This window comes from Nocardioides sp. ChNu-153 (genome assembly GCF_030466625.1).
Classification (GTDB): Bacteria; Actinomycetota; Actinomycetes; order Propionibacteriales; family Nocardioidaceae; genus Nocardioides.
Genome location: NZ_JADEVT010000002.1, coordinates 360036 through 382210, shown reverse-complemented (window position 1 = coordinate 382210; position 22175 = coordinate 360036). Strand labels below are relative to the sequence as shown.

21 protein-coding genes are annotated in these 22175 nt (G+C 75.3%); 7 read left to right on the top strand and 14 right to left on the bottom strand.

The genetic code is table 11. From position 1 onward, the window contains the following. Nucleotides 1–35: 35 nt before the first annotated feature. The 6 genes from INN71_RS05680 to moeZ all read right to left on the bottom strand — a co-directional run bounded on the left by INN71_RS05680 (nt 36) and on the right by moeZ (nt 5872). Complete coding sequence (locus INN71_RS05680; protein WP_277500880.1) at nt 36–1412, bottom strand: APC family permease; 1377 nt, start codon at nt 1410–1412, stop codon at nt 36–38. A 120-nt stretch (nt 1413–1532) separates the two neighbouring features. Further along, nucleotides 1533–2480, bottom strand: a complete 948-nt coding sequence (locus tag INN71_RS05675; protein ID WP_277500881.1) for a hypothetical protein — start codon at nt 2478–2480, stop codon at nt 1533–1535. Nucleotides 2481–2482: 2 nt separating this feature from the next. Next, nucleotides 2483–3172 carry a response regulator transcription factor gene (locus INN71_RS05670; protein ID WP_277500882.1) on the bottom strand — a complete coding sequence of 230 codons (690 nt, stop codon included), beginning with the start codon at nt 3170–3172 and terminating at the stop codon, nt 2483–2485. Further along, nucleotides 3172–3516 carry an MGMT family protein gene (locus tag INN71_RS05665; RefSeq protein WP_277500883.1) on the bottom strand — a complete coding sequence of 115 codons (345 nt, stop codon included), beginning with the start codon at nt 3514–3516 and terminating at the stop codon, nt 3172–3174. Before INN71_RS05665 ends, INN71_RS05670 begins: the two co-directional genes overlap by 1 nt. A gap of 101 nt (nt 3517–3617) precedes the next feature. Continuing rightward, nucleotides 3618–4502 (bottom strand): hypothetical protein, encoded by an 885-nt coding sequence (locus tag INN71_RS05660; protein WP_277500884.1) that lies wholly within the window; start codon nt 4500–4502, stop codon nt 3618–3620. Nucleotides 4503–4645: 143 nt separating this feature from the next. Next, nucleotides 4646–5872 carry an adenylyltransferase/sulfurtransferase MoeZ gene (gene moeZ / locus INN71_RS05655; protein ID WP_277500885.1) on the bottom strand — a complete coding sequence of 409 codons (1227 nt, stop codon included), beginning with the start codon at nt 5870–5872 and terminating at the stop codon, nt 4646–4648. A gap of 175 nt (nt 5873–6047) precedes the next feature. Between moeZ and INN71_RS05650 the strand changes: the two genes are divergently transcribed. Both INN71_RS05650 and INN71_RS05645 read left to right on the top strand, forming a co-directional pair. Then, a complete protein-coding gene (locus INN71_RS05650) occupies nt 6048–6707 on the top strand; it encodes a TetR/AcrR family transcriptional regulator (RefSeq protein WP_277500886.1) in 660 nt (219 codons plus the stop codon). A 108-nt stretch (nt 6708–6815) separates the two neighbouring features. Next, the gene (locus tag INN71_RS05645; RefSeq protein WP_277500887.1) at nt 6816–7028 is read left to right on the top strand and encodes a DUF3107 domain-containing protein; all 213 of its coding nucleotides are present in this window, start codon (nt 6816–6818) and stop codon (nt 7026–7028) included. On the opposite strand, the gene INN71_RS05640 is transcribed toward INN71_RS05645, so the two are convergent. After that, nucleotides 6977–7813 (bottom strand): alpha/beta hydrolase, encoded by an 837-nt coding sequence (locus INN71_RS05640; protein ID WP_277500888.1) that lies wholly within the window; start codon nt 7811–7813, stop codon nt 6977–6979. The two genes, INN71_RS05645 and INN71_RS05640, sit on opposite strands and share 52 nt — an antisense overlap. Before the next feature lie 71 nt (nt 7814–7884). Then, nucleotides 7885–8586 carry a ferritin-like fold-containing protein gene (locus INN71_RS05635; RefSeq protein WP_277500890.1) on the bottom strand — a complete coding sequence of 234 codons (702 nt, stop codon included), beginning with the start codon at nt 8584–8586 and terminating at the stop codon, nt 7885–7887. Nucleotides 8587–8803: 217 nt separating this feature from the next. Between INN71_RS05635 and INN71_RS05630 the strand changes: the two genes are divergently transcribed. Continuing rightward, nucleotides 8804–10381, top strand: coding sequence for a DEAD/DEAH box helicase (locus INN71_RS05630; protein WP_277500902.1), 1578 nt, complete (start codon nt 8804–8806; stop codon nt 10379–10381). Nucleotides 10382–10481: 100 nt separating this feature from the next. Here INN71_RS05630 and INN71_RS05625 read toward each other — a convergent pair whose 3' ends face one another. After that, nucleotides 10482–11261: a ParA family protein gene (locus tag INN71_RS05625; protein ID WP_277500891.1), complete on the bottom strand. Its 780-nt coding sequence runs from the start codon at nt 11259–11261 to the stop codon at nt 10482–10484. Between the two features lie 67 nt (nt 11262–11328). On the opposite strand from INN71_RS05625, the gene INN71_RS05620 reads away from it, so the two are divergent. Further along, entirely contained in the window at nt 11329–12138 is an 810-nt protein-coding gene (locus INN71_RS05620) for an SDR family oxidoreductase (RefSeq protein WP_277500893.1), read from the top strand. Nucleotides 12139–12160: 22 nt separating this feature from the next. On the opposite strand, the gene INN71_RS05615 is transcribed toward INN71_RS05620, so the two are convergent. Genes INN71_RS05615 through INN71_RS05605 form a run of 3 tightly spaced genes read right to left on the bottom strand, consistent with a single transcriptional unit; the run spans nt 12161 to nt 14370 of the window. Next, nucleotides 12161–13054 (bottom strand): PHP domain-containing protein, encoded by an 894-nt coding sequence (locus INN71_RS05615; protein WP_277500894.1) that lies wholly within the window; start codon nt 13052–13054, stop codon nt 12161–12163. Nucleotides 13055–13114: 60 nt separating this feature from the next. Beyond that, nucleotides 13115–13747, bottom strand: coding sequence for a DUF6758 family protein (locus INN71_RS05610; RefSeq protein WP_277500895.1), 633 nt, complete (start codon nt 13745–13747; stop codon nt 13115–13117). 56 nt (nt 13748–13803) lie between these two features. Beyond that, on the bottom strand, nt 13804–14370 hold the full coding sequence (locus tag INN71_RS05605) for a histidine phosphatase family protein (protein ID WP_277500897.1): 567 nt from the start codon (nt 14368–14370) through the stop codon (nt 13804–13806). Nucleotides 14371–14432: 62 nt separating this feature from the next. Here INN71_RS05605 and INN71_RS05600 point away from each other — a divergent pair, with 62 nt between their 5' ends. Next, the gene (locus INN71_RS05600; RefSeq protein WP_277500898.1) at nt 14433–16133 is read left to right on the top strand and encodes a DUF885 domain-containing protein; all 1701 of its coding nucleotides are present in this window, start codon (nt 14433–14435) and stop codon (nt 16131–16133) included. Between the two features lie 28 nt (nt 16134–16161). Here the strand turns inward: INN71_RS05600 and INN71_RS05595 are convergent, their stop codons facing one another. Further along, nucleotides 16162–17196, bottom strand: coding sequence for a MaoC family dehydratase (locus tag INN71_RS05595; protein WP_277500899.1), 1035 nt, complete (start codon nt 17194–17196; stop codon nt 16162–16164). A gap of 130 nt (nt 17197–17326) precedes the next feature. Here INN71_RS05595 and INN71_RS05590 point away from each other — a divergent pair, with 130 nt between their 5' ends. Both INN71_RS05590 and INN71_RS05585 read left to right on the top strand, forming a co-directional pair. Continuing rightward, a complete protein-coding gene (locus tag INN71_RS05590) occupies nt 17327–19093 on the top strand; it encodes a serine/threonine-protein kinase (RefSeq protein WP_277500900.1) in 1767 nt (588 codons plus the stop codon). A gap of 161 nt (nt 19094–19254) precedes the next feature. Further along, nucleotides 19255–20790 carry a serine/threonine-protein kinase gene (locus INN71_RS05585; RefSeq protein ID WP_301799830.1) on the top strand — a complete coding sequence of 512 codons (1536 nt, stop codon included), beginning with the start codon at nt 19255–19257 and terminating at the stop codon, nt 20788–20790. Between the two features lie 127 nt (nt 20791–20917). Here INN71_RS05585 and INN71_RS05580 read toward each other — a convergent pair whose 3' ends face one another. Beyond that, complete coding sequence (locus INN71_RS05580; RefSeq protein WP_301799829.1) at nt 20918–22117, bottom strand: acyl-CoA dehydrogenase family protein; 1200 nt, start codon at nt 22115–22117, stop codon at nt 20918–20920. Between the last annotated feature and the right edge of the window lie 58 nt (nt 22118–22175).

Genomic DNA, 22175 nt, shown 5'->3' with positions numbered 1-22175 from the left:
CCGACGCCGATGAGCAGCAGGACCCCGCCGATGCGCTACTGGATGAACTGCTCGGGCAGGCGCGCCCACGGGCCGACGAGGTAGGCGCAGGCGACGGCGCCGACGACGGGCAGCACGGTGGGCACGCGGAAGGCGCCCTCGGGGGTGGGGTCGCGCCGCAGCACGAGGACGCAGACGTTGACGACGGCGAAGACGGCGAGGAGCAGCAGCGCGGTGGTCCCGCCGAGGGCGCCGACGATGCTCGTGCCGTCCTGCAGGCGGACGTAGGTGATGAGGCCCATGGCCAGCAGGGTGGTGAAGACGATGGCCGCCCACGGGGTGCGCCGGCCGGGCAGCACGTGTCCCAGCGCCCGCGGCAGCACGCCCTGGCGGGCCATGCCGTAGACGAGCCGGCTCGCCATCAGCATGTTGATGAGGGCGGTGTTGACGACGGCGAACACCGTCAGGAACGGGAAGATGGTGTCGACCGGGATGCCCGGGGCGCCGATGCGCACCACGTCGAGGAGGATGCCCGCGTTCGGGTTCTCCGGGTTCGCGATGTCGTCGATCGGGATGACGAGCACGACCGTGACGGCTACCAGGATGTAGAGCAGGACGCAGATCCCCAGGCCGGTCAGCATCATCCGCGGGAAGATGCGCATCGGGTCCTTGGTCTCCTCGACCATGTTGACCGAGTCCTCGAAGCCGACCATCGCGAAGAAGGCGATCGCCGTCGCGACCGTGACCGCCGCGAACAGGTTCTTGTCGCCCTCGCTCTCGAACACCACGATGCGGCCGAGGTCGCCCTCGCCGCTGACCGCGGTCCACATGCCGATGCCGATGACGATCGCCAGCGCGAGGACGGTCACGAGCGTCAGCACCACGTTGAACTTCACGCTCTCGCCGACGCCGCGCAGGTTGATGAGCCCGAGCACCACGATGATGGCCAGCGCCGTGACGAGGGTGGCCACCGTGCCCGTCGGGACGCCGCCGAACACGCCGTCGAGACCCTGCAGCAGGTTCGTGGCGACCAGGCTCGAGGAGGTCGACGCGCTCGTGATGCCCGAGCACATGACCGTGAACGCGACGATGAACGTCACGAAGTGCATCCCGAAGGCCTTGTGCACGTAGAGCGCCGCGCCGGAGGCCTGGGGGTACTTCCTGACCAGCTCCAGGTAGGAGCAGGCCGTGACGGTGGCGATGGCGAACGCGACGACGAACGGCAGCCACGCGACGCCGCCGACCTGCCCCGCGACGCTGCCGGTGATCGCGAAGATCCCCGCGCCCACGATGTCGCCGATGATGAAGAGCAGGAGCAGGCCGGGCCCCATCACCCGCTGCAGGCCGGGCTCCTCCGCGGGCGTCGCCGCAGCGGCCCCACCCGCGGCGGTCGCACCCGTCTTACCGCCCGTCGCGCTGGTCCGCTCAGCCACGTGCTCCTCCGTCCCCGGCCCGAGGCCGGTCCTCCCGCGGGCCGGGGCACCCCTGTGCCCGGTCACGCGCTGCCACTGTGCTCCCCCGCGCCCGGTGGCGTCCACCGACGCCCGGGCCCCTCACGCCTCGTCCAGCCGGGCGAGGGCGGCGGCGGCCTCGTCGCGCTCGGTGCGCGCGGCCTCCACCGTCTCCTGGTGCTCGGCGCGCGCGTCCTCGGCGTCCGCCAGCTCGTCCTCGGTGCGGGCCTGGGCGTCCTGGGCCTCGACGAGCAGCGCCCGCAGCTCGTCGACGCGGGCCTGGGCCTGCATGCCGCGGGCCTCCAGCTCGTCGACCTCCGCGTCGAGGTCGGCCAGCTCCGCCTCGCTCGCGGCCAGGCGCTCCTCGGCGGCGGCGAGCGCCTGCTCCGCCTCCTCACGCACGCGCGCGGCCTCGTCCGGGTCTGGTACGACGTGCAGCCCCGGCCCCCGCCCCCCGCCGGCGCCGTCGGCGTCGTCGGCGTCGTCGCCGTCCGCGTCGTCGGCCTGGACGGGCGTGGCGACGTGCCCGGTCGCCCCCGGGACCGCGAGCGCGGCGTCGACGTCGACGGGGTCGAGGCCGGCGGTCTCGAGCGCGGCGGTCAGCAGGCCGGTGCGCACGGCCTCCCCGGCGCCGGCGTCGAGCATGGCGGCCGTGAGCGTCGCCTCGACCTGCTCCGCGACGGACTCGCTCACCCGGGTGCCGAGCTCGCGGCCCAGCGCCCGGGCCCGGGTCGTCGTGGTGGCCGTCAGCTGGCGGCGCTGGCGGGTGAACGCCCGGAGGTCGTCGGCCGAGAGCGAGTCCTGGGCCTCCCGCAGCGCGGCCCCGACCGACAGCAGGTCCTCGACCCGGGCGGGCTCGTGGCGCACCAGCTGGTTGACCAGCCACGCCGCGACCGACGGGCGGCGCAGCGCCTTCACGGCGCGCGAGAGCTCGACGTCCTCGCCCTTGAGCTCCTTGGCCCGTGCGTCCCGGGCGGCCGTGAAGTCACCCGGCGCCAGCGCGTAGAGCGCGTCGGCCTCCGTGACGACGGCGTCGGTCGGCTCCCCCACCGTCAGGCGTCCTCGTCGCCGGCGGGGTCGTCGAGGTCCTCGAGACCCTGCGCGATCGCCCAACGCGTCAGCTCGACCCGGTTGTGCAGCTGCAGCTTGCGCAGGGTGTTCTGCACGTGGTTCTGCACCGTGCGGTGCGACAGCACGAGCCGCTCCGCGATCTGCTTGTAGGACATGCCCTTCGCGACGAACCGGAGGATCTCCGTCTCGCGCTCGGTGAGCTGCGGCGCACCGTCGTCGGGGGCGTCGCCGCCGGAGATGCGGCGGAACTCCCCCAGGACGAGCCCGGCCAGGCCCGGCGTGAAGACGGTGTCGCCGGCGTGCACGCGGCGCACCGCGGCGATCAGCTCCTCCCGCGACGCCGACTTCACGAGGTAGCCGGTCGCGCCCGCCTTGACCGCGGCGAGCACGTCCGCCTGCTCGCCGGAGGCCGACAGGATGAGCACCCGCGCCGACGGGTCGTGGGCCAGCGCCTGTGCCGTCACCTCGACGCCGCTGGGCTCGGGGATCTGCAGGTCGAGCACGACCACCTGCGGGCGCGCGGCCTTGAAGCGGTTGAGGGCCTCGGTGCCGTTGGCGGCGACGGCGACGACCTCGAAGCCGGCGGCGACGAGGTCGCGCTCGACCGCGTCGCGCCACATCGGGTGGTCGTCGACGACCATCACCCTCGTCGCCGGTGCGCTCTGCTCCATCAGTCCCCCTCGCCGTGGTCCGCGTCCGGCCCGACCCTAGGGGGACCCGGGTCCGGCTGCCAGAAGGCGGCGGCGACGTCGACGCGCCCCGAGGGGCGCCGCGGGGTGCCCTCGGCGGCGTGCTCGACCGCCGAGCGGTCGCGGATCTGGGGCGGGTGCGAGCCGTCCGCCCGCACGACCCGCCACCACGGCACGCCCCCGCCGTCGCGCGCCAGGACCGAGCCGACGCGGCGCGGGCCGCTGCCCACCACGTCGGCGATCGCGCCGTACGTCGTCACGCGCCCCGGGGGGACGGCCTCGACGACCCGCAGCACGGCCTCGGCGAAGCGCTCGTCGGTGCTCATGGCGCCAGTCTCCCGGGTACGGCGGACGGAGGGGGCCGGCGCGGGCCGACCCCCTCCTCCTGCCCCCTCCACGAGGGAGCCGCCCGAGATCCTCCGGGTGCTCAGCCGAGCAGCCCCCGGAACGGCTCCGTGCCCGGGACGAGCGCGAGCCCGGCGATGCCCGAGTGCTGCTGGGCGTACGCCAGCTCGCGCGACAGGTCGCCCACGCCGTTGGACGCGGGCAGGGGCGCGAGGGCGAGCGTCGACAGGGTGCCGAGCGCGCGGCCCTGCGCGTCGAGGAAGCCCGAGCCGGAGTCGCCCGGCACGCCGGGGGTGAGGGTGTAGACCGAGTGGGTCCAGCCGCCACCGCTCTGGCCGAGGCTGAGACCGACCTTGGGCGAGAGCAGCTCGATGCCGGCGCGCAGGCTCGAGTTGCCGAAGGAGTAGACGGTGGAGCCGGCCGCCGCACCGTCGGTCGCGAGCGCGACGGGGCCGCCGTGGAAGGGCACCGACGGGTTGACGTCGCCGGCGTCCGCGGCGTCGACCTCGACCAGCGCGAAGTCGTTGTAGGCGCACGTGTCGGCGTCGGTCTCGCCCGTCGCCTCCATGGCCAGCCAGCTCGAGTAGACGAGCGTGCCGCCGCCCACCCGGGTGCCCGCCCCCAGCAGCGACCCGCCCTCGACGAAGTCGACGCGGGTGCCGAGCGGCAGGGAGCCCGCCTCGCAGCCGTCGGTGTCGGTCGCCTCCCCGGTGCCGGCGCAGTGCGCGGCGTACCCGACGTACGTCGCGCCGTCGGCGTCGGTGAAGACGAAGTTGCCGGTGCACTGGCCGCCCTCGGTGTACATCTGCACGCCCGGGTGGATGGCGGCGGTGTCCGCGTCGGCCCAGGTCGTGCGGGGCGCGGCGGAGGCGGACGGGGCGGTGGCGGTGCCGAGCGCGGCGGTGAGGGCGCCGACGGCGAGGACGGCGCCGGCGCGGACGGGGAGGGAGGTCCGAGAGGGGGTCATGTGGTGACGAACGACACACGTCGCGGCCAGTTACGCGGCGGTCTGCGCCCCGGGCCCCGGTCCTGCTGCCGGCCCGGACGCACCGGGGCCCGGCGAGCGTCGTGCTCGCCGGGCCCCGGTGCGGTGCGGCTGGTGCGGCTGGCTCAGTACGCCGGCTGGCTCGGGTCGATCTGGTTGACCCAGGCGACCACGCCGCCGCCGACGTGGACGGCGTCGTCGTACCCGGCGCCCTTGATCACCGCGAGGGCCTCGGCCGAGCGCACGCCGCTCTTGCAGTGCAGGACGACCTGGGTGCCCGAGTCGACCGACGGGAGGTCGGCGAGCGCGTTGCCGTTGAGGAACTCGCCCTTGGGGATGAGGACGGAGCCGGGGATCTTGTTGATCTCGTACTCGTTGGGCTCGCGCACGTCGACGAGCACGAAGTCGCGCGTGCCCTCCTCGCGCTCCTTCAGCATGTGCTCGAGCTGCACGACGGAGATGGTCGAGCCGGCGGCCGCGTCGGCGGCCTCGTCGGAGACCGCGCCGCAGAACGACTCGTAGTCGATGAGACCGGTGACCGTCGGGTTGTCCCCGCAGAGCGCGCAGTTGGGGTCCTTGCGGACCTTCAGCTTGCGGTACTCCATCTCGAGGGCGTCGTAGATCATCAGCTTGCCCACGATGGGCTCGCCGGCGCCGGTGAGCACCTTGATGGCCTCGTTGACCTGGATGGAGCCGATCGACGCGCAGAGCACGCCGAGCACGCCGCCCTCGGCGCACGAGGGGACCATGCCCGGCGGGGGCGGCTCGGGGTAGAGGCAGCGGTAGCAGGGCGCCTCGGCCGAGGTGCCGTCCTCGTCGACCGCGTGGGGCCAGAAGACCGACGCCTGGCCGTCGAAGCGGTAGATCGAGCCCCACACGTAGGGGATCTTCAAGAAGTACGCCGCGTCGTTGACCATGTAGCGCGTCGCGAAGTTGTCCGTGCCGTCGACGATGAGGTCCCAGCCCTCGAAGACCTGCAGCACGTTGTCGTTGTCGAGGCGCTCCTCGTAGACGACGACGTCGACGAGCGGGTTGATCTCCTGCACCGACTCCTTCGCCGACTGCGCCTTGGGCCGCCCGACGTCGGACTGGCCGTGGATGATCTGGCGCTGCAGGTTCGACTCGTCCACCTCGTCGAACTCGACGATGCCGAGGGTGCCCACGCCGGCCGCCGCCAGGTACATGAGCGCCGGGCTGCCGAGACCGCCGGCGCCGATCACCAGCACCTTGGCGTTCTTCAGCCGCTTCTGCCCCGTCATCCCGACGTCGGGGATGATCAGGTGGCGGCTGTAGCGGCGGACCTCGTCGACGGTCAGCTCGTCGGCCGGCTCCACGAGTGCAGGGAAGGACAACGGGTTCTCCTCGTCCGGGACGGAGCCCCGCGAGGGGCCTGGTGATCGGCCAACACCGACCGCGGTCCCCATGTTCCCGCCGCCCGCCCCGACCGCCCCGCAGCCGTCCGTCATCCGGACGGTAGGCTCGGGCGCCGCGGCCGTGCCGCAGGGAGATGGAGACGAGGAGAACGACGTGGGCATCGGAGACTTCGCACTCGGCGGGGGCGCACGCCCCCGCGGCGGTCGGCTCCCCCGGAGGGAGCGCCGCGCGCAGCTGCTGGAGTCGGCGCTGGAGGTCTTCGTCGCGCAGGGCTACCACGCCGCGGCGATGGACGACATCGCGGAGCGCGCCGGGGTCTCCAAGCCCGTCCTCTACCAGCACTTCCCGGGCAAGCTCGACCTCTACCTGGCGCTGCTCGACGAGTCCTGCGCCGCCGTGATCGCGCAGTGCCGCGAGGCGCTCTCCTCCACCGGCGACAACAAGCTGCGCGTCACCGCCGCCATCAAGGCGTTCTACGACTACGTCGCGGCCGAGACGGGCGCGTTCCGGCTCGTCTTCGAGTCCGACCTGACGAGCGAGCCGGCCGTGCGCGCCCAGGTCGAGCGCGTCACCTCCGAGACCGCCGAGCTCGTCGCCGACGTGATCCGCGACGACACCGGCCTGCCCGACGAGGCCGCGCGGCTCCTCGCCGTGTCGCTGGTGGGAATGGCGCAGGTCAGCGCCCGGTTCTGGCTCTCGGAGACCTCCGGCATCACGATCCAGCAGGCCGTCGACCTCGTGTCGGGCCTCGCCTGGCGCGGGATCCGGGGCTACCCCAAGCACGACGAGCACGAGGACGGCACGCCGGCCTGAGCGGTCGTCGTACCGGCAGCGTCACCGCACCGCCCGACCCACCCGCACCACCCGTCCGACCGACCGTCCGGGCCGCCCGCGGCCCCGACCAACCTGCGGAGGAACCCCATGGAGATCAAGATCGGCGTCCAGCACGCCCCGCGCGAGATCGTCGTCGAGACCAACCTCGAGGCCGACGCCGTCGCCGACCTCGTCCGCGGCGCCGGCGACCTGCTCGAGCTCACCGACACGAAGGGCCGCCGCGTGATCGTGCCGGTCGCGAAGCTCGCCTACGTCGAGATCGGCTCGCCGAGCGTCGGCGCCGTCGGCTTCCGGGGCTGAGCCCCCGCGGGGTGCCCGGTCGCCGCGGCGTCCGGGCGCTCCGCTCCCCCGGCCCTTGCGGCCTCCCACCACGCCACCAGCCGGTCGACCACGGGTCCCGGCGAGCGCACCCAGCGCACGTGGTCGTTGCTGCCGCCCTCGGGCACGTCCCGCGTGCGGTACGTCCAGTGCGTCACCCGCGCGGCGTCGCCCGCCCACCGCGTCGCCAGCACCCGGTTGGCCCGCTCGGGCGCCATCCGGTCGCCCTCGAGCGTCACCGACAGCACGGGGCCGCCGAGCCCCCGCCCGGTCCGGTACGGCGGGCGCCCCGTCAGCGCCATCCAGGCCCACTCGCGCATGAGGGTCCGTCCGCCCGGCCCGCCGAACAGCGGTCGCGGGTGGTGCCCGACGAGGGCCGTGACGGCCGGCACCAGCGCGGCGAGCGCGACGATGCCCGGCCCGCGCCGCGGGTAGAGGACGTGGTGCGGCAGCGACGCGCCGACGAGCACGAGGCCGTCGGCCGGGTCGCGCGTCAGCTGGTGGCCGACCGCCATCTGCCCGCCCATGCTGTGGCCGAGCAGGAGGACCGGCCGGTCCTCCTCGGCGGCCCGCCGGCGCGCCACCGCGGCGGCCATCTCGTCGATCTCGTCGGCGTAGCCCCAGTCGTGCGCGCGCGACGCGCGGACGCCGTCGGCCTCGTGGCCCCGGCGCGGCAGCGTCTCCGCCTCCCAGCCCCGGGCGCGGATCTCCTCGACCAGCGGGCGGTAGTAGCCCGACCCGATCGCCATCGCCGGCGCGACGAGCACGACGGGCGGCAGCGGCGTACCGGGGGCCTCCCCGGCGGCCGGGCGGGCCGGCGGGCCGGTGGGTGGGCGGCTCAGTGGGCCAGCCCCAGCTTCGTCATGCGGGCGGCGTGCTGCTCCGTCATGCGGGTGAACATGCGGCCGACCGCGGCCAGGTCGAGGCCGGCGTCGGCCACTCCCCCGGCGAGCAGGGCGGAGAGCGCGTCGCGCTCGGCGGCCACGCGCTGGGCCTGGGTGAGCGCCTCCCCCATGAGGCGGCGACCCCACAGGGCGAGGCGGCCGGCGAGCCGGGGCTGCGTCTCGAAGGCGGCGCGCACGCGGTCGACCACGAACTCGGAGTGCCGGGTGTCCCCCAGCGTGGCGATGACGAGGTCGCGGGTGGCCGGGTCGAGGAACGCGGCGACCTCGCGGTAGAAGTCAGCGGCGAGCCCGTCCCCGACGTACGCCTTGACGAGGCTCTCCCACCAGTCGGCGGGGGCGGTGTGGCGGTGGAAGTCCTCGATGGGCCGCCGGAACGGGGCCATGGCCTCGAACGGGTCGGCCCCCAGCTCGACGAGCCGCTCGCGCAGCGCGTCCAGCTCGGCGAGCTGGCTGGCCGCGAGGGTGGCGAGCTCGAGCTTGTCCTCGAGCGTCGGCGCGAGCTTGGCGTCCTCCGCCAGGCGCTCGAACGCGGAGATCTCGCCGTACGCCACGGCGCCCAGGAGGTCCACGACCGCGGCCCGGTACACCGGGTCCTCGAGCGCGGCGGAGGGGGCGCCGGCGGGGGAATCGCTCATGCGGCGCAGCCTAGGCGATACACTGGGTGGCACCGAGCGCACCCCGCGCCCCTCCTGAGCCCCACCCGGACCCCCGGACGGCCGACGCGGGACCGCACCCGGTGATCGGCGGGACGTCCCCGCCGGCATGTGCGTGGCAGACCTCTTTCTCCCGCCGCAACCGCAAGCCCCTCCCGGCGCCGCGGGCGGCGCGCGTCGACGGGTCGGCCACACCGACCTGCTCACGAAAGCGAAGAGGACACTGACCACCACCTTCCGCACGCTCGGCGTGCACCCGCAGATCTGCGACGCCCTCGAGCGCGCCGGCATCGTCACCCCGTTCGCCATCCAGGAGATGACCCTCTCGGTCGCGCTGGCCGGCACCGACCTCATCGGCCAGGCCCGCACGGGCACCGGCAAGACCCTCGCCTTCGGCATCCCGGTGCTCCAGCGTTGCGTCGCCGCCGGCGACCCCGGGTACGACGCGCTGCCGGCCGGCAAGCCGCAGGCCCTCGTCGTCGCCCCCACGCGCGAGCTCGCCCTGCAGGTGTCGAACGACCTCAAGCTGGCGGGCACCGACCGCGGCATCCGCGTGCTGACCGTCTACGGCGGCGTCGGCTACGAGCCGCAGCTCGAGGCGCTCGAGAGCGGTGTCGACGTCGTCGTCGGCACCCCCGGCCGCCTGCTCGACCTCGCGAACCGCCGCGCCCTCGACCTGTCGCACGTGCGCTCGCTCGTGCTCGACGAGGCCGACGAGATGCTCGACCTCGGCTTCCTGCCCGACGTCGAGCGGCTGCTCGCGAAGACGCCGGACTCGCGCCAGACCATGCTGTTCTCCGCCACGATGCCCTCGGCGATCGTCGCGCTGGCCCGCATGCACATGCGCACCCCCATGAACATCCGCGCCGAGTCGTCGTACGAGAACGCGACCGTGCCCGCGACGGCGCAGTTCGTCTACCAGGCGCACGACCTCGACAAGCCCGAGATCATCGGCCGCATCCTGCAGGCCGAGGTCTCCGACAAGGTCATCGTCTTCACCCGCACGAAGCGCCAGGCGCAGCGGGTGGCCGACGACCTCGCCGAGCGCGGGTTCGCCGCCAGCCCCCTGCACGGCGACATGGCGCAGGCCGCGCGCGAGAAGGCGCTGGCCAAGTTCCGCGAGGACAAGCTGCGCGTGCTCGTCGCGACCGACGTCGCGGCCCGCGGCATCGACGTCGCCGGCGTCAGCCACGTCATCAACTACACGTGCCCCGAGGACGACAAGACCTACGTGCACCGCATCGGTCGCACCGGCCGCGCCGGCGCCACGGGTGTCGCCGTCACGTTCGTCGACTGGGCCGACGTGACGCGCTGGAAGGTCATCAACAAGACCCTCGACCTGCCGTTCGACGAGCCGGTGGAGACCTACTCGACCTCCGCCCACCTCTACACCGACATGGGCATCGCCGAGGGCACCAAGGGCCGCATCGTGCCCGAGAAGCCCCGGGAGCCCCGCGAGTCCCCCTCGCGCGAGCCGCGGGAGCGCCGCCAGGGCGACCGCCCGACCGGCAACCGCAACCGCACGCGCACCCGGACCCGCAGCGGCCAGGCCGTCGACGGGGACGCGCCCACCACCGGGGCGGGCACCGGGGCGGCCACGACCGTGACCGCTCCCGCCGCAGGCCCGACCGAGGGCGGCAGCGAGGGCGGTGGCGAGGGCGGCGCCCCGAAGCGTCGTCGCCGTCGCCGCTCCCGCGGTGGCGCCGGTCGTCCGGCCGGCGAGTCGGCGGGCGAGGGCTCGAACGCCCCCGCCCCGGCCGCGGCCACCGACGCCTGAGCGACCACGCCGGCAGCACAGCCGCACGCACCGAGGCCCGGTGCCCGACCACCCCGGTGGTGCGGGCACCGGGCCTCGGTGCGTGAACGGTCCGGGCCGGTCAGCGCGCGCGGGCCCCGCGCTCCACGAGGGCGCCCGCGACGGCGCGGTAGGCCTCGGCGCCCTTCGTGCTCCGCGCGGTGGCGAGGATGGAGCGGCCGCGCGCCGGCGCCTCGGCGAACCGGATGGTCTTCGGGATCGGCGGCTCGAACACGTCGAGCTCGAAGGTCGAGGGGATGGACTCGAGCACGGCGCGCGCGTGGGTGGAGCGTCCGTCGTACAGCGTGGGGAGCACGCCCCACACCTCCAGCCCCCGGTTCGTGAAGCGCCGCACGTCGTGGACGGTGTCGAGCAGCTGCGAGACCCCGCGGTGCGAGAGCGTCTCGCACTGCAGCGGGATGACGACGCCGTCGGCGGCCGTGAGCGCCGCGACGGTGAGCACCCCCAGCGAGGGCGGGCAGTCGAGCAGCACCCAGTCGTGCTCGACGCCGTCGTCGGCCAGCTGCTCGAGCACGGCGCGCAGCACCTGCTCGCGCCCGGTGCGGGTCAGCAGCTCGGCCTCGGCGCGGGCGAGCTCGATGGTGGCGGGCAGCAGGTCCACGCCGTCCTCGGTGGCGAGGATCGCCTCCTGCGCGGGCAGTCCGGCGGTCAGCACCTGGTGCACGGAGACGTCGAGGTCCTCGGGGTCGACGCCGAGGGAGAAGGTGAGGGAGCCCTGGGGGTCGAGGTCGACGACCAGGACGCGGTGCCCGAGCTCGGCGAGCGCCGCCCCGAGGGAGGCCACGGAGGTCGTCTTGGCGACGCCGCCCTTCTGGTTCGCGATCGCGAGAACGGTGCCCATGGCGCCCCATCATGCACGAGCAGCGGGGCCCCGCACGGGATGCGGGCGGACCCGTCATGATGCGGACATGACCAGCACCTCCCCCGCACCCGCCCCTGCCCCCCGCCCCGGTACGACGGGGCGCACCACCGCCGTCGTGACCGGCGGGACCGTCGGCATCGGCCGCGAGTTCGCCGAGCAGCTGGCCGCCCGCGGGCTCGACCTCGTGCTCGTCGCCCGCGACGAGGCGCGGCTCGCGCAGGCCGCCGACGAGCTCGCGCGGCGCCACGGCGTCCACGTCGAGACGCTGGCCGCCGACCTGGCCGACCGCGCCGACGTGGACCGCGTCGCCGCCCGCCTGGCCGACCCCGCCCGCCCCGTGGGGTGGCTGGTCAACAACGCCGGCTTCGGGCTCAAGGAGCGGTTCCTCGACGCCGACGTCGAGGCGGAGCAGGCCATGCTCGACGTGCTCGTGACCGCGGTCCTCCGCCTCACCCACGCGGCCCTGCCCGGGATGGTGGAGCGCGGCGGTGGCACGGTCGTCAACGTCTCGAGCGTCGCCGCGTTCCTCCCCCGGGGTACCTACGGCGCCGCGAAGGCGTGGGTGAACCGGTTCGGGGTGTGGGCGGCGCAGGAGTACGGCCCGCACGGCGTGCGGGTGACGACGGTCTGCCCCGGCTTCGTGCGCACGGAGTTCCACGGCCGGATGGGCGTCGAGCGGGGCTCGGCGCCGCGGGCGCTGTGGCTGCAGCCCGAGGTGGTCGTGCGGGAGGCGCTCGCCGCGGTCGAGGCGAACCGGGCGCTCGTCGTGCCGACGCGGCGCTACCGGGCGCTCGTCGGCCTCGCGCGCGCCGTGCCCACCCCGGTCCTGCTGCGGTTCCAGCGCCTGGGGCGCTGAGCCCGGCGGCGGCCCGGGACCCTCAGACCGGTGCCCGCCCGTGCCACAGCACCGGGGTGCCGGGCCGCCTCGCCGCCCGCGCGGCGTCGGCGGCCGCGGCCAGCAGGCGGGCGAGCTCGTCGGGGGCCGTCAGGTTGCACCCGAGGTCGTGGTCGACCTTGCCCGTGCCGTGGTAGTCGCTCGACCCGGTGACCACCAGGTCGAGGTCCCCCGCGATGCCCCGCAGCTCGGCGCGGGCGGCGGCGTCGTGGTCCTGGTGGTCGACCTCGACGCCGACGAGGCCGCGCTCGCGCAGGTGCGCCAGGCCCGCGGCGTCGAGCACGCCGGGGTCGTGGCGGCCCCACGGGTGCGCGACGACGCAGACGCCGCCGGCGCCGCGCACGACGTCGAGGACGTCCTCGAGCTCGACCGCGGCGCGGCCGTGGTACGCCGGTCGGCCCGGGCTCAGGTAGCGGTCGAAGGCCTCCGCGCGGGACGCGACGTACCCCGCCTCGACGAGCGCGTCCGCCACGTGCGGGCGCCCGACGGCCGCGGTGGGGCCGGCCACGCGCCGTACCGCCTCGACCGTGAGGTCGACGCCCAGGTGGCGCAGCCGGTCCACCATGCCGGGCACGCGGGCGTCCCGGCCCTCGAGCACGGCGCGCAGGCGGGCGAGCAGCGGGGGGTACGTCGGGTCGGGCAGGTAGGCGAGCAGGTGCACGCCGCGGCCGCGGAACCGGGTGCTGACCTCCATGCCCCGCACCAGCGCGACGCCGAGCGCCTCCGCCTCGACGGCCGCCGCCGCCCAGCCGGCGCTCGTGTCGTGGTCGGTCACGCCGAGGACGTCGATCCCCGCGGCGGCCGCGGCCCGCACCAGCTCGGCGGGCGTGTCGGTGCCGTCGCTGACGCTGGAGTGGGCGTGCAGGTCGATGCGCACCCCCCGACCCTAGGACCCCGGCGTCCGCGCGCCGCACCGGGAGCCCCCCGGCCGGCCTGCTCACCAGGTGGGGCGCTCACCGCCGAACGGCAGCTCGACGAGCGGCGGCCCGAGCCCGGAGACGTCGCGCAGGATCCAGTCGTCGCGCAGCAGGAGGATGGCCGAGGCCGGGCGCAGCACGAGCCACAGCCACCGTCCGAGCGCCTCGCCGGCCAGCACCGAGCGGTCGAAGCGCTCGTCGTCGCCGCTGGTGGACACCGTCCACAGGGGCACGGCCTGGGTGCCGATGCGCACGCGCACGTCGGGGGTGCCGCGGCCGACCTGGCCGCCCGGGTCGGGCGCCGTCGTCCCGGCGCAGCGGGCGCCGAGGCCCACGCCCGGCTCCTCCGCCACGACCAGCACCTCGACGGGCCCGTCCAGCGCGCTGAGGCCGGACGCACAGGTCAGGGTGGCCGCGGTGCTCGCCTCGTCGGCGCCCACGAGCGCGAAGTCGCTCACCTGCCAGCCGGGGCCCAGCGGCCACGGCAGGTACGTCGGGAACGCCGGGGTGCGGCGCAGCTGCTCGGCGAACGCGTCGTACGTGACCTCGTGGGGCCGCCACAGCGGGGCGGTCGGTCCGTGCGCGCCGCACGCCCACGTGCCCTGCCACTCCGTGACCGGGGACGGGCACCGAGGACATCCCGCGACGAGCATGCGTCCTACCGTGCTGTCCCGGGTCCGACGCCGTCAAGCACCGGGCGGGGGCGGGGTCAGGCGTTCCAGCGCAGCAGCACCTGCTGCTCGCGCTCGTGCCCGAGCTCGGTCAGCCGGGCCGTGTCGAGACGCAGCAGGCGGCCGTGGTCCGGCGGCAGCCCCAGCCACCGCGCGGCCAGCACGCGCAGCAGGTGGCCGTGCGCGACGAGCAGCACGTCGCGCTCCCGCACGTCGACGCGCGCCACGACGTCGGCGAGCACGGCGTCGCACCGCGCGCCCACCTGGGCCGCGGTCTCCCCGCCGGGCACGTCGCCGGTCCACACGGTCCACCCGGGGAGGTCCTCGCGGACCTCCGGCGTGGTGCGGCCCTCGAGGTCGCCGTAGTCCCACTCGACCAGCCGCTCGTCCACCTCGGCCGCCCCGAACCCGACGATCGCAGCGGTACGACGTGCCCGCGCCCGTGGGCTGGTCAGCGCCAGGGCCACGTCGCGCTCCGCCAGCCGGGGCGCCAGCGCCCGGGCCTGCTCCTCGCCCACCGGCGTCAGGGGCAGGTCGGTGACCGACGTGTGCCTCCCGTCGCGGCTCCACTCGGTCTCGCCGTGCCGCACGATGAGGATCGCCATGTCCCCGATCCTCCCCCGGGGCCCGCCGCGGGGCGCAGGCGGGCCGGTTGCAGGATGGGAGCATGTCGGACGCACCCTCGACCCCGGTCACCCCGCCCACCCCCGCCACGCCACGCGCGCTCGCGGACGCCTACCTGCACGCCGTCGGCGAGCTCGACCCGCTGGTCAGCAGCAGCATCGGCCTGGTCGAGCACGAGGACCGCCTCCCCGACCTGTCCCCCGACGGCGCGGCCGCCCGCGCGGACCTGGCGCGGCGCACGCTGGCGGACCTCACGGCGCTCGAGCGGGACGGCGCCGCGCACGACGAGCTCGAGGCGCGCTGCGCCCGCCTGCTGCGCGACCGCCTCGGGGTCGAGGTCGAGGCCTTCGAGCGGGGCGAGCACCTGCGCACCGTGCGCAACCTCATGGGTCCCGCCCAGTCGGTGCGCAGCACCTTCGACGTCATGCCGACCGCGACGGAGGAGGACTGGGCGACCGTCGCGCGGCGGATGAGCCGCGTCCCCGACGCCTACACGTCGTGGACGGCCGCGCTCGAGGAGGGCCGCCGCCGGGGCCTGCTCGCGGCGCCCCTGCAGGTCGAGACCCTCGTGGGCCAGCTCGACGCCTGGACCGCCGGGCCCGCGTCCTGGTTCCACGGCTTCGTGGCCGGCGGCCCGGAGACGCTGGGCGCCGAGCTGGGCGCCGCCGCCGACCGGGCGGCCGCCGCGGTCAGGGACCTGCGCGCCTACCTCGCCCGCACCTACCTGCCCGCCGCCGCCGGCACCCCCGACGCCGTGGGCGAGGACCGCTACGTCTTCGGCGCCCGCCGCGTCGCCGGGGCGACGATCGACCCGGCCGCGACGTACGCGTGGGGCTGGGAGGAGGTGCGGCGCATCCGCGCCGAGATGGAGGTGCTGGCCGACGAGATCCTCCCCGGCGCCTCGCCCGTGGAGGCCATGCGCCACCTCGACGTGCACGGCCGCGCGGTCGAGGGCGTCGACGAGGTGCGCGACTGGCTGCAGGCGATGATGGACCGCACCATCACCGAGCTCGACGGCACCCACTTCGACATCGCTCCCCCGCTGCGCACCGTCGAGGCGATGATCGCGCCCCCCGGCAGCGCCGCGGCGCCGTACTACACCCGGCCGTCGATCGGCTTCGCCCGTCCGGGCCGCACCTGGCTCCCGACGCTCGGGCGCACGCGCTTCCCGGTCTACGACCTCGTCAGCACCTGGTACCACGAGGGCGTCCCGGGCCACCACCTCCAGCTGGCCCAGTGGGTGCACGTCGCGCCGAGCCTCTCGACGTACCAGACGACGCTGGGGTCCTCCAGCGGCGCCACCGAGGGCTGGGCGCTGTACGCCGAGCGCCTCATGGACGAGCTGGGCCACCTCGACGCCGAGACGCGGATCGGCTACCTCGACGCGCAGGTCATGCGGGCCATCCGCGTCGTCATCGACATCGGCATGCACCTCGGCTACCGCATCCCCGACGACTCCCCGCTCGCCCCCGGCGAGACCTGGACACCCGCGCTGGCGCGCGAGTTCTTCGGGATGCACTCGGGGCGGCCGGGCGACTTCATGGACTCCGAGATCGTGCGCTACCTCGGCTGGCCCGGCCAGGCCATCAGCTACAAGCTCGGCGAGCGCGCCTGGCTGGCCGGCCGCGAGGCCGCGCGGGCCGCGCACGGCGACGCCTTCGACCTCAAGGCGTGGCACATGGCGGCGCTGTCGCTGGGCGCCCTCGGGCTCGACGACCTCGAGGAGGAGCTGGGCCGGCTCTGAGCCCGGTGCCGAGCCGGGCCCCGTCGGCTCAGCGCGGGACGAGCGCCCAGTAGTCGAGGTCGAGCAGCACGCCGGGGGCGTGCTTGCCGTCCTCGCCGCGCAGCGTCATCGTCTCGTCGCGGCCCTTGGTCGCGACGAGGCGCAGGCGCAGGGCACCCACGCCGGGCGCCGGCGTCTCGGCGACGTCGAGCACCTCGGACCACGCGTAGACGGTGTCGCCCGCGAACGCCGGGGCCGTGTGCGCGCCCGCGTTGATCGCGGCGACGAGCTGGGCGTTGGCGAGGCCGTTGAACGACAGGGCGCGGGCCAGGGAGATCACGTGGCCGCCGTAGACCAGGCGCCGGCCGTCGGGCCGGGCCTCCGCGTTGAAGTGCACCTTGGCCGTGTTCTGCCACAGGCGGGTGGCCATCATGTGCTCGGCCTCGGAGAGGGTGACGCCGTCGACGTGGTCGATGCGCTCCCCCACCTCGTAGTCACCGAGGCGGTGCGGCTCCCCGGCGGCGACCACGTCGTACGACGTGAAGTCGAGCCCGGCGGGCACGACGAGGTCCTCGACGGCGACGGCGTCGGCCAGCCGCGGCACGACGGTCTCCGGCGCCGGCGCCTCGGGGTCGCGCTTGTGCACCATCACCCACCGGGCCCAGTCGATGACGACCTCGCCCGCCTGGTCGGTGGCGGTCGAGCGCACCCACACCACGCCGGTGCGGCCGTTGGAGTTCTCCTTCAGCCCGATGACCTCGGACCGCGTGGACAGCGTGTCGCCGGGGACGACCGGGCGGTGGAACCGGCACTCGGCGTACCCGAGGTTCGCGACCGCGTTGAGCGACACGTCCGGCACCGTCTTGCCGAAGGCCACGTGGAAGGCCAGCAGCTCCTCCACCGGGGCGGGCGTCAGCCCGACCGAGGCGGCGAACCGCGCCGAGGACGGCACGGCGAAGCGCGTGGGGTAGATCGCGCCGTAGAGCGCGCGGTCGCCCTCGGTGATCGTGCGCGGCGTGGCGTGCTCGATCACCTGACCGAGGGCGAAGTCCTCGAAGAAGTTCCCGGGGTTGGTCTTCGGCATGCGGGTCATCATGACCGACGGCACGGCTCCCCGGCCACGAGGGTCGGCGGGGTGGGCGATGATGGGTCGCGGTGCCGGCACGGGCGGCGCCGCCGACCGGGCGGTCGGTGCGAGGACGGGGGAACGAGCGGTGGCGCAGTACCCGCAGGTGGGTGAGACGTTCGGGCCGTACCTGGTGACGGGCGTGATCGGCGAGGGCGGCATGGGCGTGGTGTTCGCCGCCCGGCAGGCCGGGCTCGACCGCACGGTCGCGCTCAAGGTGCTCGCACCCCACCTGGCCCGCCAGGCCGACTACCGGGAGCGCTTCGGGCGCGAGGCCGCCGCGCTCGCCCGGCTCGACTCCCCCCACGTCATCCACGTCTACGACCACGGCGAGATCGACGGCTGCCTCTACCTCGCGACGCAGTACGTCGGGGGCGGCGACCTCGGGCGCATGCTCGCCACCCACGGCGCGCTGCCGCTGCCGGCCGCCGCGACGATCGCCGCCCAGGTGGCCGACGCGCTGGGTGACGCCCACCGCGCCGGGATCCTCCACCGCGACGTGAAGCCGAGCAACATCCTGCTGCGGGCGGGGAGCAGCGACCCCTTCTCCTACCTCTGCGACTTCGGCATCGCCCAGGCCGCGGGCAGCGGGCTGACCACCGCCGGCGCGGTGGCCGGCACCATCTCCTACCTCGCCCCCGAGCGCTGCCGCGGCGAGGCGGCGACGCCGGCCGCCGACGTCTACGCCCTCGGCTGCGTCCTGGTGGCCGCCGTGACGGGCCACGCGCCGTACCGCGGCAGCGACGTCGAGGTCGGCGTGCAGCACCTGCAGGCCCCCGTGCCCCAGCTGCCGGGCGACCCCGTGGTGCTCGGCCCGCTCAACGAGGTCCTGCGCCGCAGCCTGGCGAAGGACCCGGCCCAGCGGTACGGCGACGCCACCGCGATGCGCGACGCGCTGCGGGAGGTCGCGGCGACCGCGCGCCGCCAGGGACCGCCGTCGGCACTCACCCCACCCGCCACCCCACCCGCCACCCCGCCGGCCGGCCCGACCCACCCGAACGGCGCCCTGCCCCCGCTGCCGCCCGGTGTGGGTCGCGGGACGGGCCACGGGACGGGCCACGGGACGGGCGGGAGCACCGCGTTCCCGCAGCCGGCCACCGGCGCCGGCCCGGGCGCCCCCGGGGGCGCCCGTCGCCGGGCCACCGCCTGGGCGGTCGCCGCGGTGGTGGCCGTGGTCGCGGTGACCGCGGTGACCGTGGGGCTGCTCGTCCGCGGCGGCGACGACGAGCCCGACGACACCGCCGCGTCGCAGGACGCCACCACGAGCGCCGGACCGGAGGAGACCGACGCCACCGACGACGCGAGCGACGAGCCCACCGAGCCCGCCGAGGACGCGACCGACACGACCGGCGACGACGGCGCGCCGGTCGCGGCGCCGTACCCCGCCGCCGCCACCGCCGACCCGGTCACCGGACCCACGATCGACGCGGGGGCGTTCACCTACCGCGTGCCGGAGGGGTGGGAGACGCAGGAGGCGTCCGCCTCGTTCACCTCGGTGGTGGTCGACGCCTCGCCCGAAGGGACCTTCGCCCACAACGTCAACACGGTCGAGGAGGCGGTGCCGTCCGGCACGACGCTCGGCCAGGTGATGGTGGGCTCGAGCCAGGCGCTGGAGCAGGTCGGCGCGACCGACGTCGAGATGGGCACCGTCGTGGGCATCGACGGCGTCAACGCCGCCTACCAGTCGGCGACGCTGCTGGCGCCCGGCGGCCAGCCCTACGACGTCCACCAGTTCATCACCGTCCGCGGCACCACGGTCCACACCATGACGATCAGCCAGGCGGCCGACACCCCGTCGGCGGCCTCCGAGGCCGAGGTGGGCGCGATCATCGCGACCCTGCGCTGGACCTCCTGAGCCGCCCGTCCCCGCCGCCGCCCGCGCGGCGCGGTCGGTGCGTTTGACGGGGACCGCCGTGGGATACGGTCGCCGGGCAGCACGGCCACGGGCCGACGCGTCCTCCCTCCCCCGACGCGTCCCCACCGGCGCCGGCACGCAGACGAGCGAAGGAGGCCGACGTGGCGAAGTTCCCCGAAGTGGGCGACAAGTTCGGCTCCTACCGCGTCACCGACCAGATCGGCCAGGGCGGCATGGGCGTGGTGTACGCCGCGGAGCAGGCCGGCCTCGGACGCACGGTCGCCCTCAAGGTGCTCGCTCCGCAGTACGCCGCCCAGGGTGACTACCAGGAGCGGTTCGTCCGGGAGGCCTCGGTGCTCGCCCGGCTCGACTCGGTGCACATCATCCACATCTACGACCACGGCGAGCAGGACGGCTGCCTCTACATCGCGACGCAGTACGTCACCGGGGGCGACCTCGGCCAGGCGATCAAGCAGGGCGAGGGCATGCCCGTGCGGGAGGCCGCCGAGATCGTGGCGCAGACGGCCGGTGGCCTGCACGACGCCCACAAGGCGGGCGTCATCCACCGTGACGTGAAGCCCAGCAACGTGCTCCTGCGCGACCGCAGCGACGACCTGCACGCCTACCTGTGCGACTTCGGCATCGCCCAGGGCGGCCAGCCCGGGCTGACGGTCGCCGGGTCGGTCGCGGGCACGATGGGCTACATGGCGCCCGAGCGGTGCCGCGGCGAGGCCGCGACGCCCGCGAGCGACATCTACGCGCTCGGCTGCGTGCTGTGGACCGCGCTGGCGGGGCGCCCGCCGTACCACGGCACGGACGTCGAGGTCGGGCTGGCGCACCTGAGCGAGCCCGTCCCCCAGTTCGTCGAGGGCGACCCGATGGCCCGCATCGTCAACGCCGTGCTGCGCCGCTCGATGGCCAAGGACCCGGCGGCCCGCTACCCCGACGCGGCGTCGATGCGCCGCGACCTGCGCACGGTCGTCGACCGCGCCCGCACCCAGCCCGAGCTGCGACTGGTGCCCGACCTCGGCGAGCCGACGCTGCCCGGCGCCCCCGCCGTGCGTCCCGCCGGGCGGGGCCCCGGCCCCGTCGGCGGCACGCCCAGCCGTGGCTCGAGCCCGTCCGGGCCCGGCCTCGGCCGGCCGACCGTGGGCACGGGCGGCACGGGCGGCACGGGTGCCGACGGCGGCTCGCGTCCCGCGACGGGCCTCCCGCCCCGTCCCTCCGCGCCTACCGGGCCTGCCGGCCCCGGCGGTCCCGCCGGGGCGCGGCGGCCTGCGGGCGCGCCGTACCGCGGTGACGCCCCCTCGCACGGGTCCAGCGCGAGCCACGCGGCCCACCGCGGACCGTTGCCCGGCTCGAGCCCGTCGAACCCGGCCCACCGTCCGGGAACCGGGGGCACCGGGGGCACCGGGTCCGGCGCCCGGCCCCTGCCGCAGCGGCCGTCGGCACCGTCGAGCGGCTCCAACCCCAGCATCCGCCCGCCGGGCGCGCGCCCCGGCGGCCCCGGTGCGCCCGGTGGCCCCCGACCCGCTCCCCCGCGTCCCGCTCCCCCCCGACCGCAGGGACCGTCGGGCGCCTCCCGCGCCTCCGGCACCTCCCGCTCGTCGGGCCCCAGCACGCAGGCCGTCGCCGCGGTGGCGATCGCGGCGGTCGCCGTGCTCGTGCTGCTCGTCGTGCTCCTCACGGCCGGCTGATCCGCGCCCCTCGCACGGTTCCCCGCACCATCCCGCGCACGACCCCGCGCACGACGAGGGCCGCACCACCGACGGTGGTGCGGCCCTCGTGCCGTGCGGGGTGCGGCGCCGCGAGGGGCGCGCGCGGTCAGGCCTTCTGGCGGTACTCCTTGAGCATCGAGCGGCCGATGATCATCTTCTGGATGTCGCTGGTGCCCTCGCCGATGAGCATGAACGCCGACTCGCGGTAGAGGCGCTCGATCTCGTACTCCTTCGAGTAGCCGTAGCCGCCGTGGATGCGGAACGACGCCTCGACGACCTCGTTGCAGTACTCGCTCGCGAGCATCTTGGCCATGCCGGCCTCGACGTCCATCCGCTGGCCCGAGTCCTTCAGCCGCGCCGCGCGCACCATCATCGTGTGGGCGGTCTCGACCTTCGTGGCCATCTCGGCGATCCGGAACAGGATCGCCTGGTGCTCGGCGATCGGCTTGCCGAAGGTCTGGCGCTGCTGGGCGTAGGCGGTGCCGAGCTCGAAGGCGCGGTTGGCGATGCCGCAGGCGCGGGCCGCGACGTTCACGCGGCCGACCTCGACGCCGTCCATCATCTGCGAGAAGCCCTGGCCCGGCGCCCCGCCCAGCACCTGGTCCGCGGAGATCTCGTGGCCCTCGAGGATCATCTCCGTGGTGTCGATGCCCTTGTAGCCCATCTTGTCGATCTTGCCGGGGATGGTGACGCCCTGGGCGGTCTCGCCGAACCCGGCCTCCTTCTCCACGAGGAAGGTCGTCATGTTCTTGTAGACGCTGTCCGCGCCCTCGTCGGTCTTCACCAGCACCGCGACGAGCGTGGAGGAGCCGCCGTTCGTCAGCCACATCTTCTGGCCGGTGATCGAGTACGACCCGTCGTCGCGCTTCGTCGCCTTGGTCGTGATGGCCGAGACGTCCGAGCCCAGCCCGGGCTCCGACATCGAGAACGCGCCGCGCACCTCGCCGGTGGCCATGCGGGGCAGGTACTTCTGCTTCTGCTCGTCCGTGCCGTGCTTCATCAGCAGGTAGGCGACGATGAAGTGGGTGTTGATGACGCCCGAGACACTCATCCAGCCGCGGGCGATCTCCTCCACGCACAGGGCGTAGGTGAGCAGCGACTCCCCCAGCCCGCCGTACTCCTCGGGGATCATCAGGCCGAACACCCCGAGCTCCTTGAGCCCCTCGACGATCTCCGTGGGGTACTCGTCCGCGTGCTCCAGCTCGGTCGCGACCGGGATGATCTTGTCCTCGACGAACTGGCGCACGGCCTTGACGATCTCCGTCTGGACATCGGTCAAGCCGTCGGTCTGGCAGAGCCGGGCCATGGTGTTCCTTCCGCACGGGGGCAGGGGCTGGGCGCAGCGTAGTGGCTCGCGCCCCCGG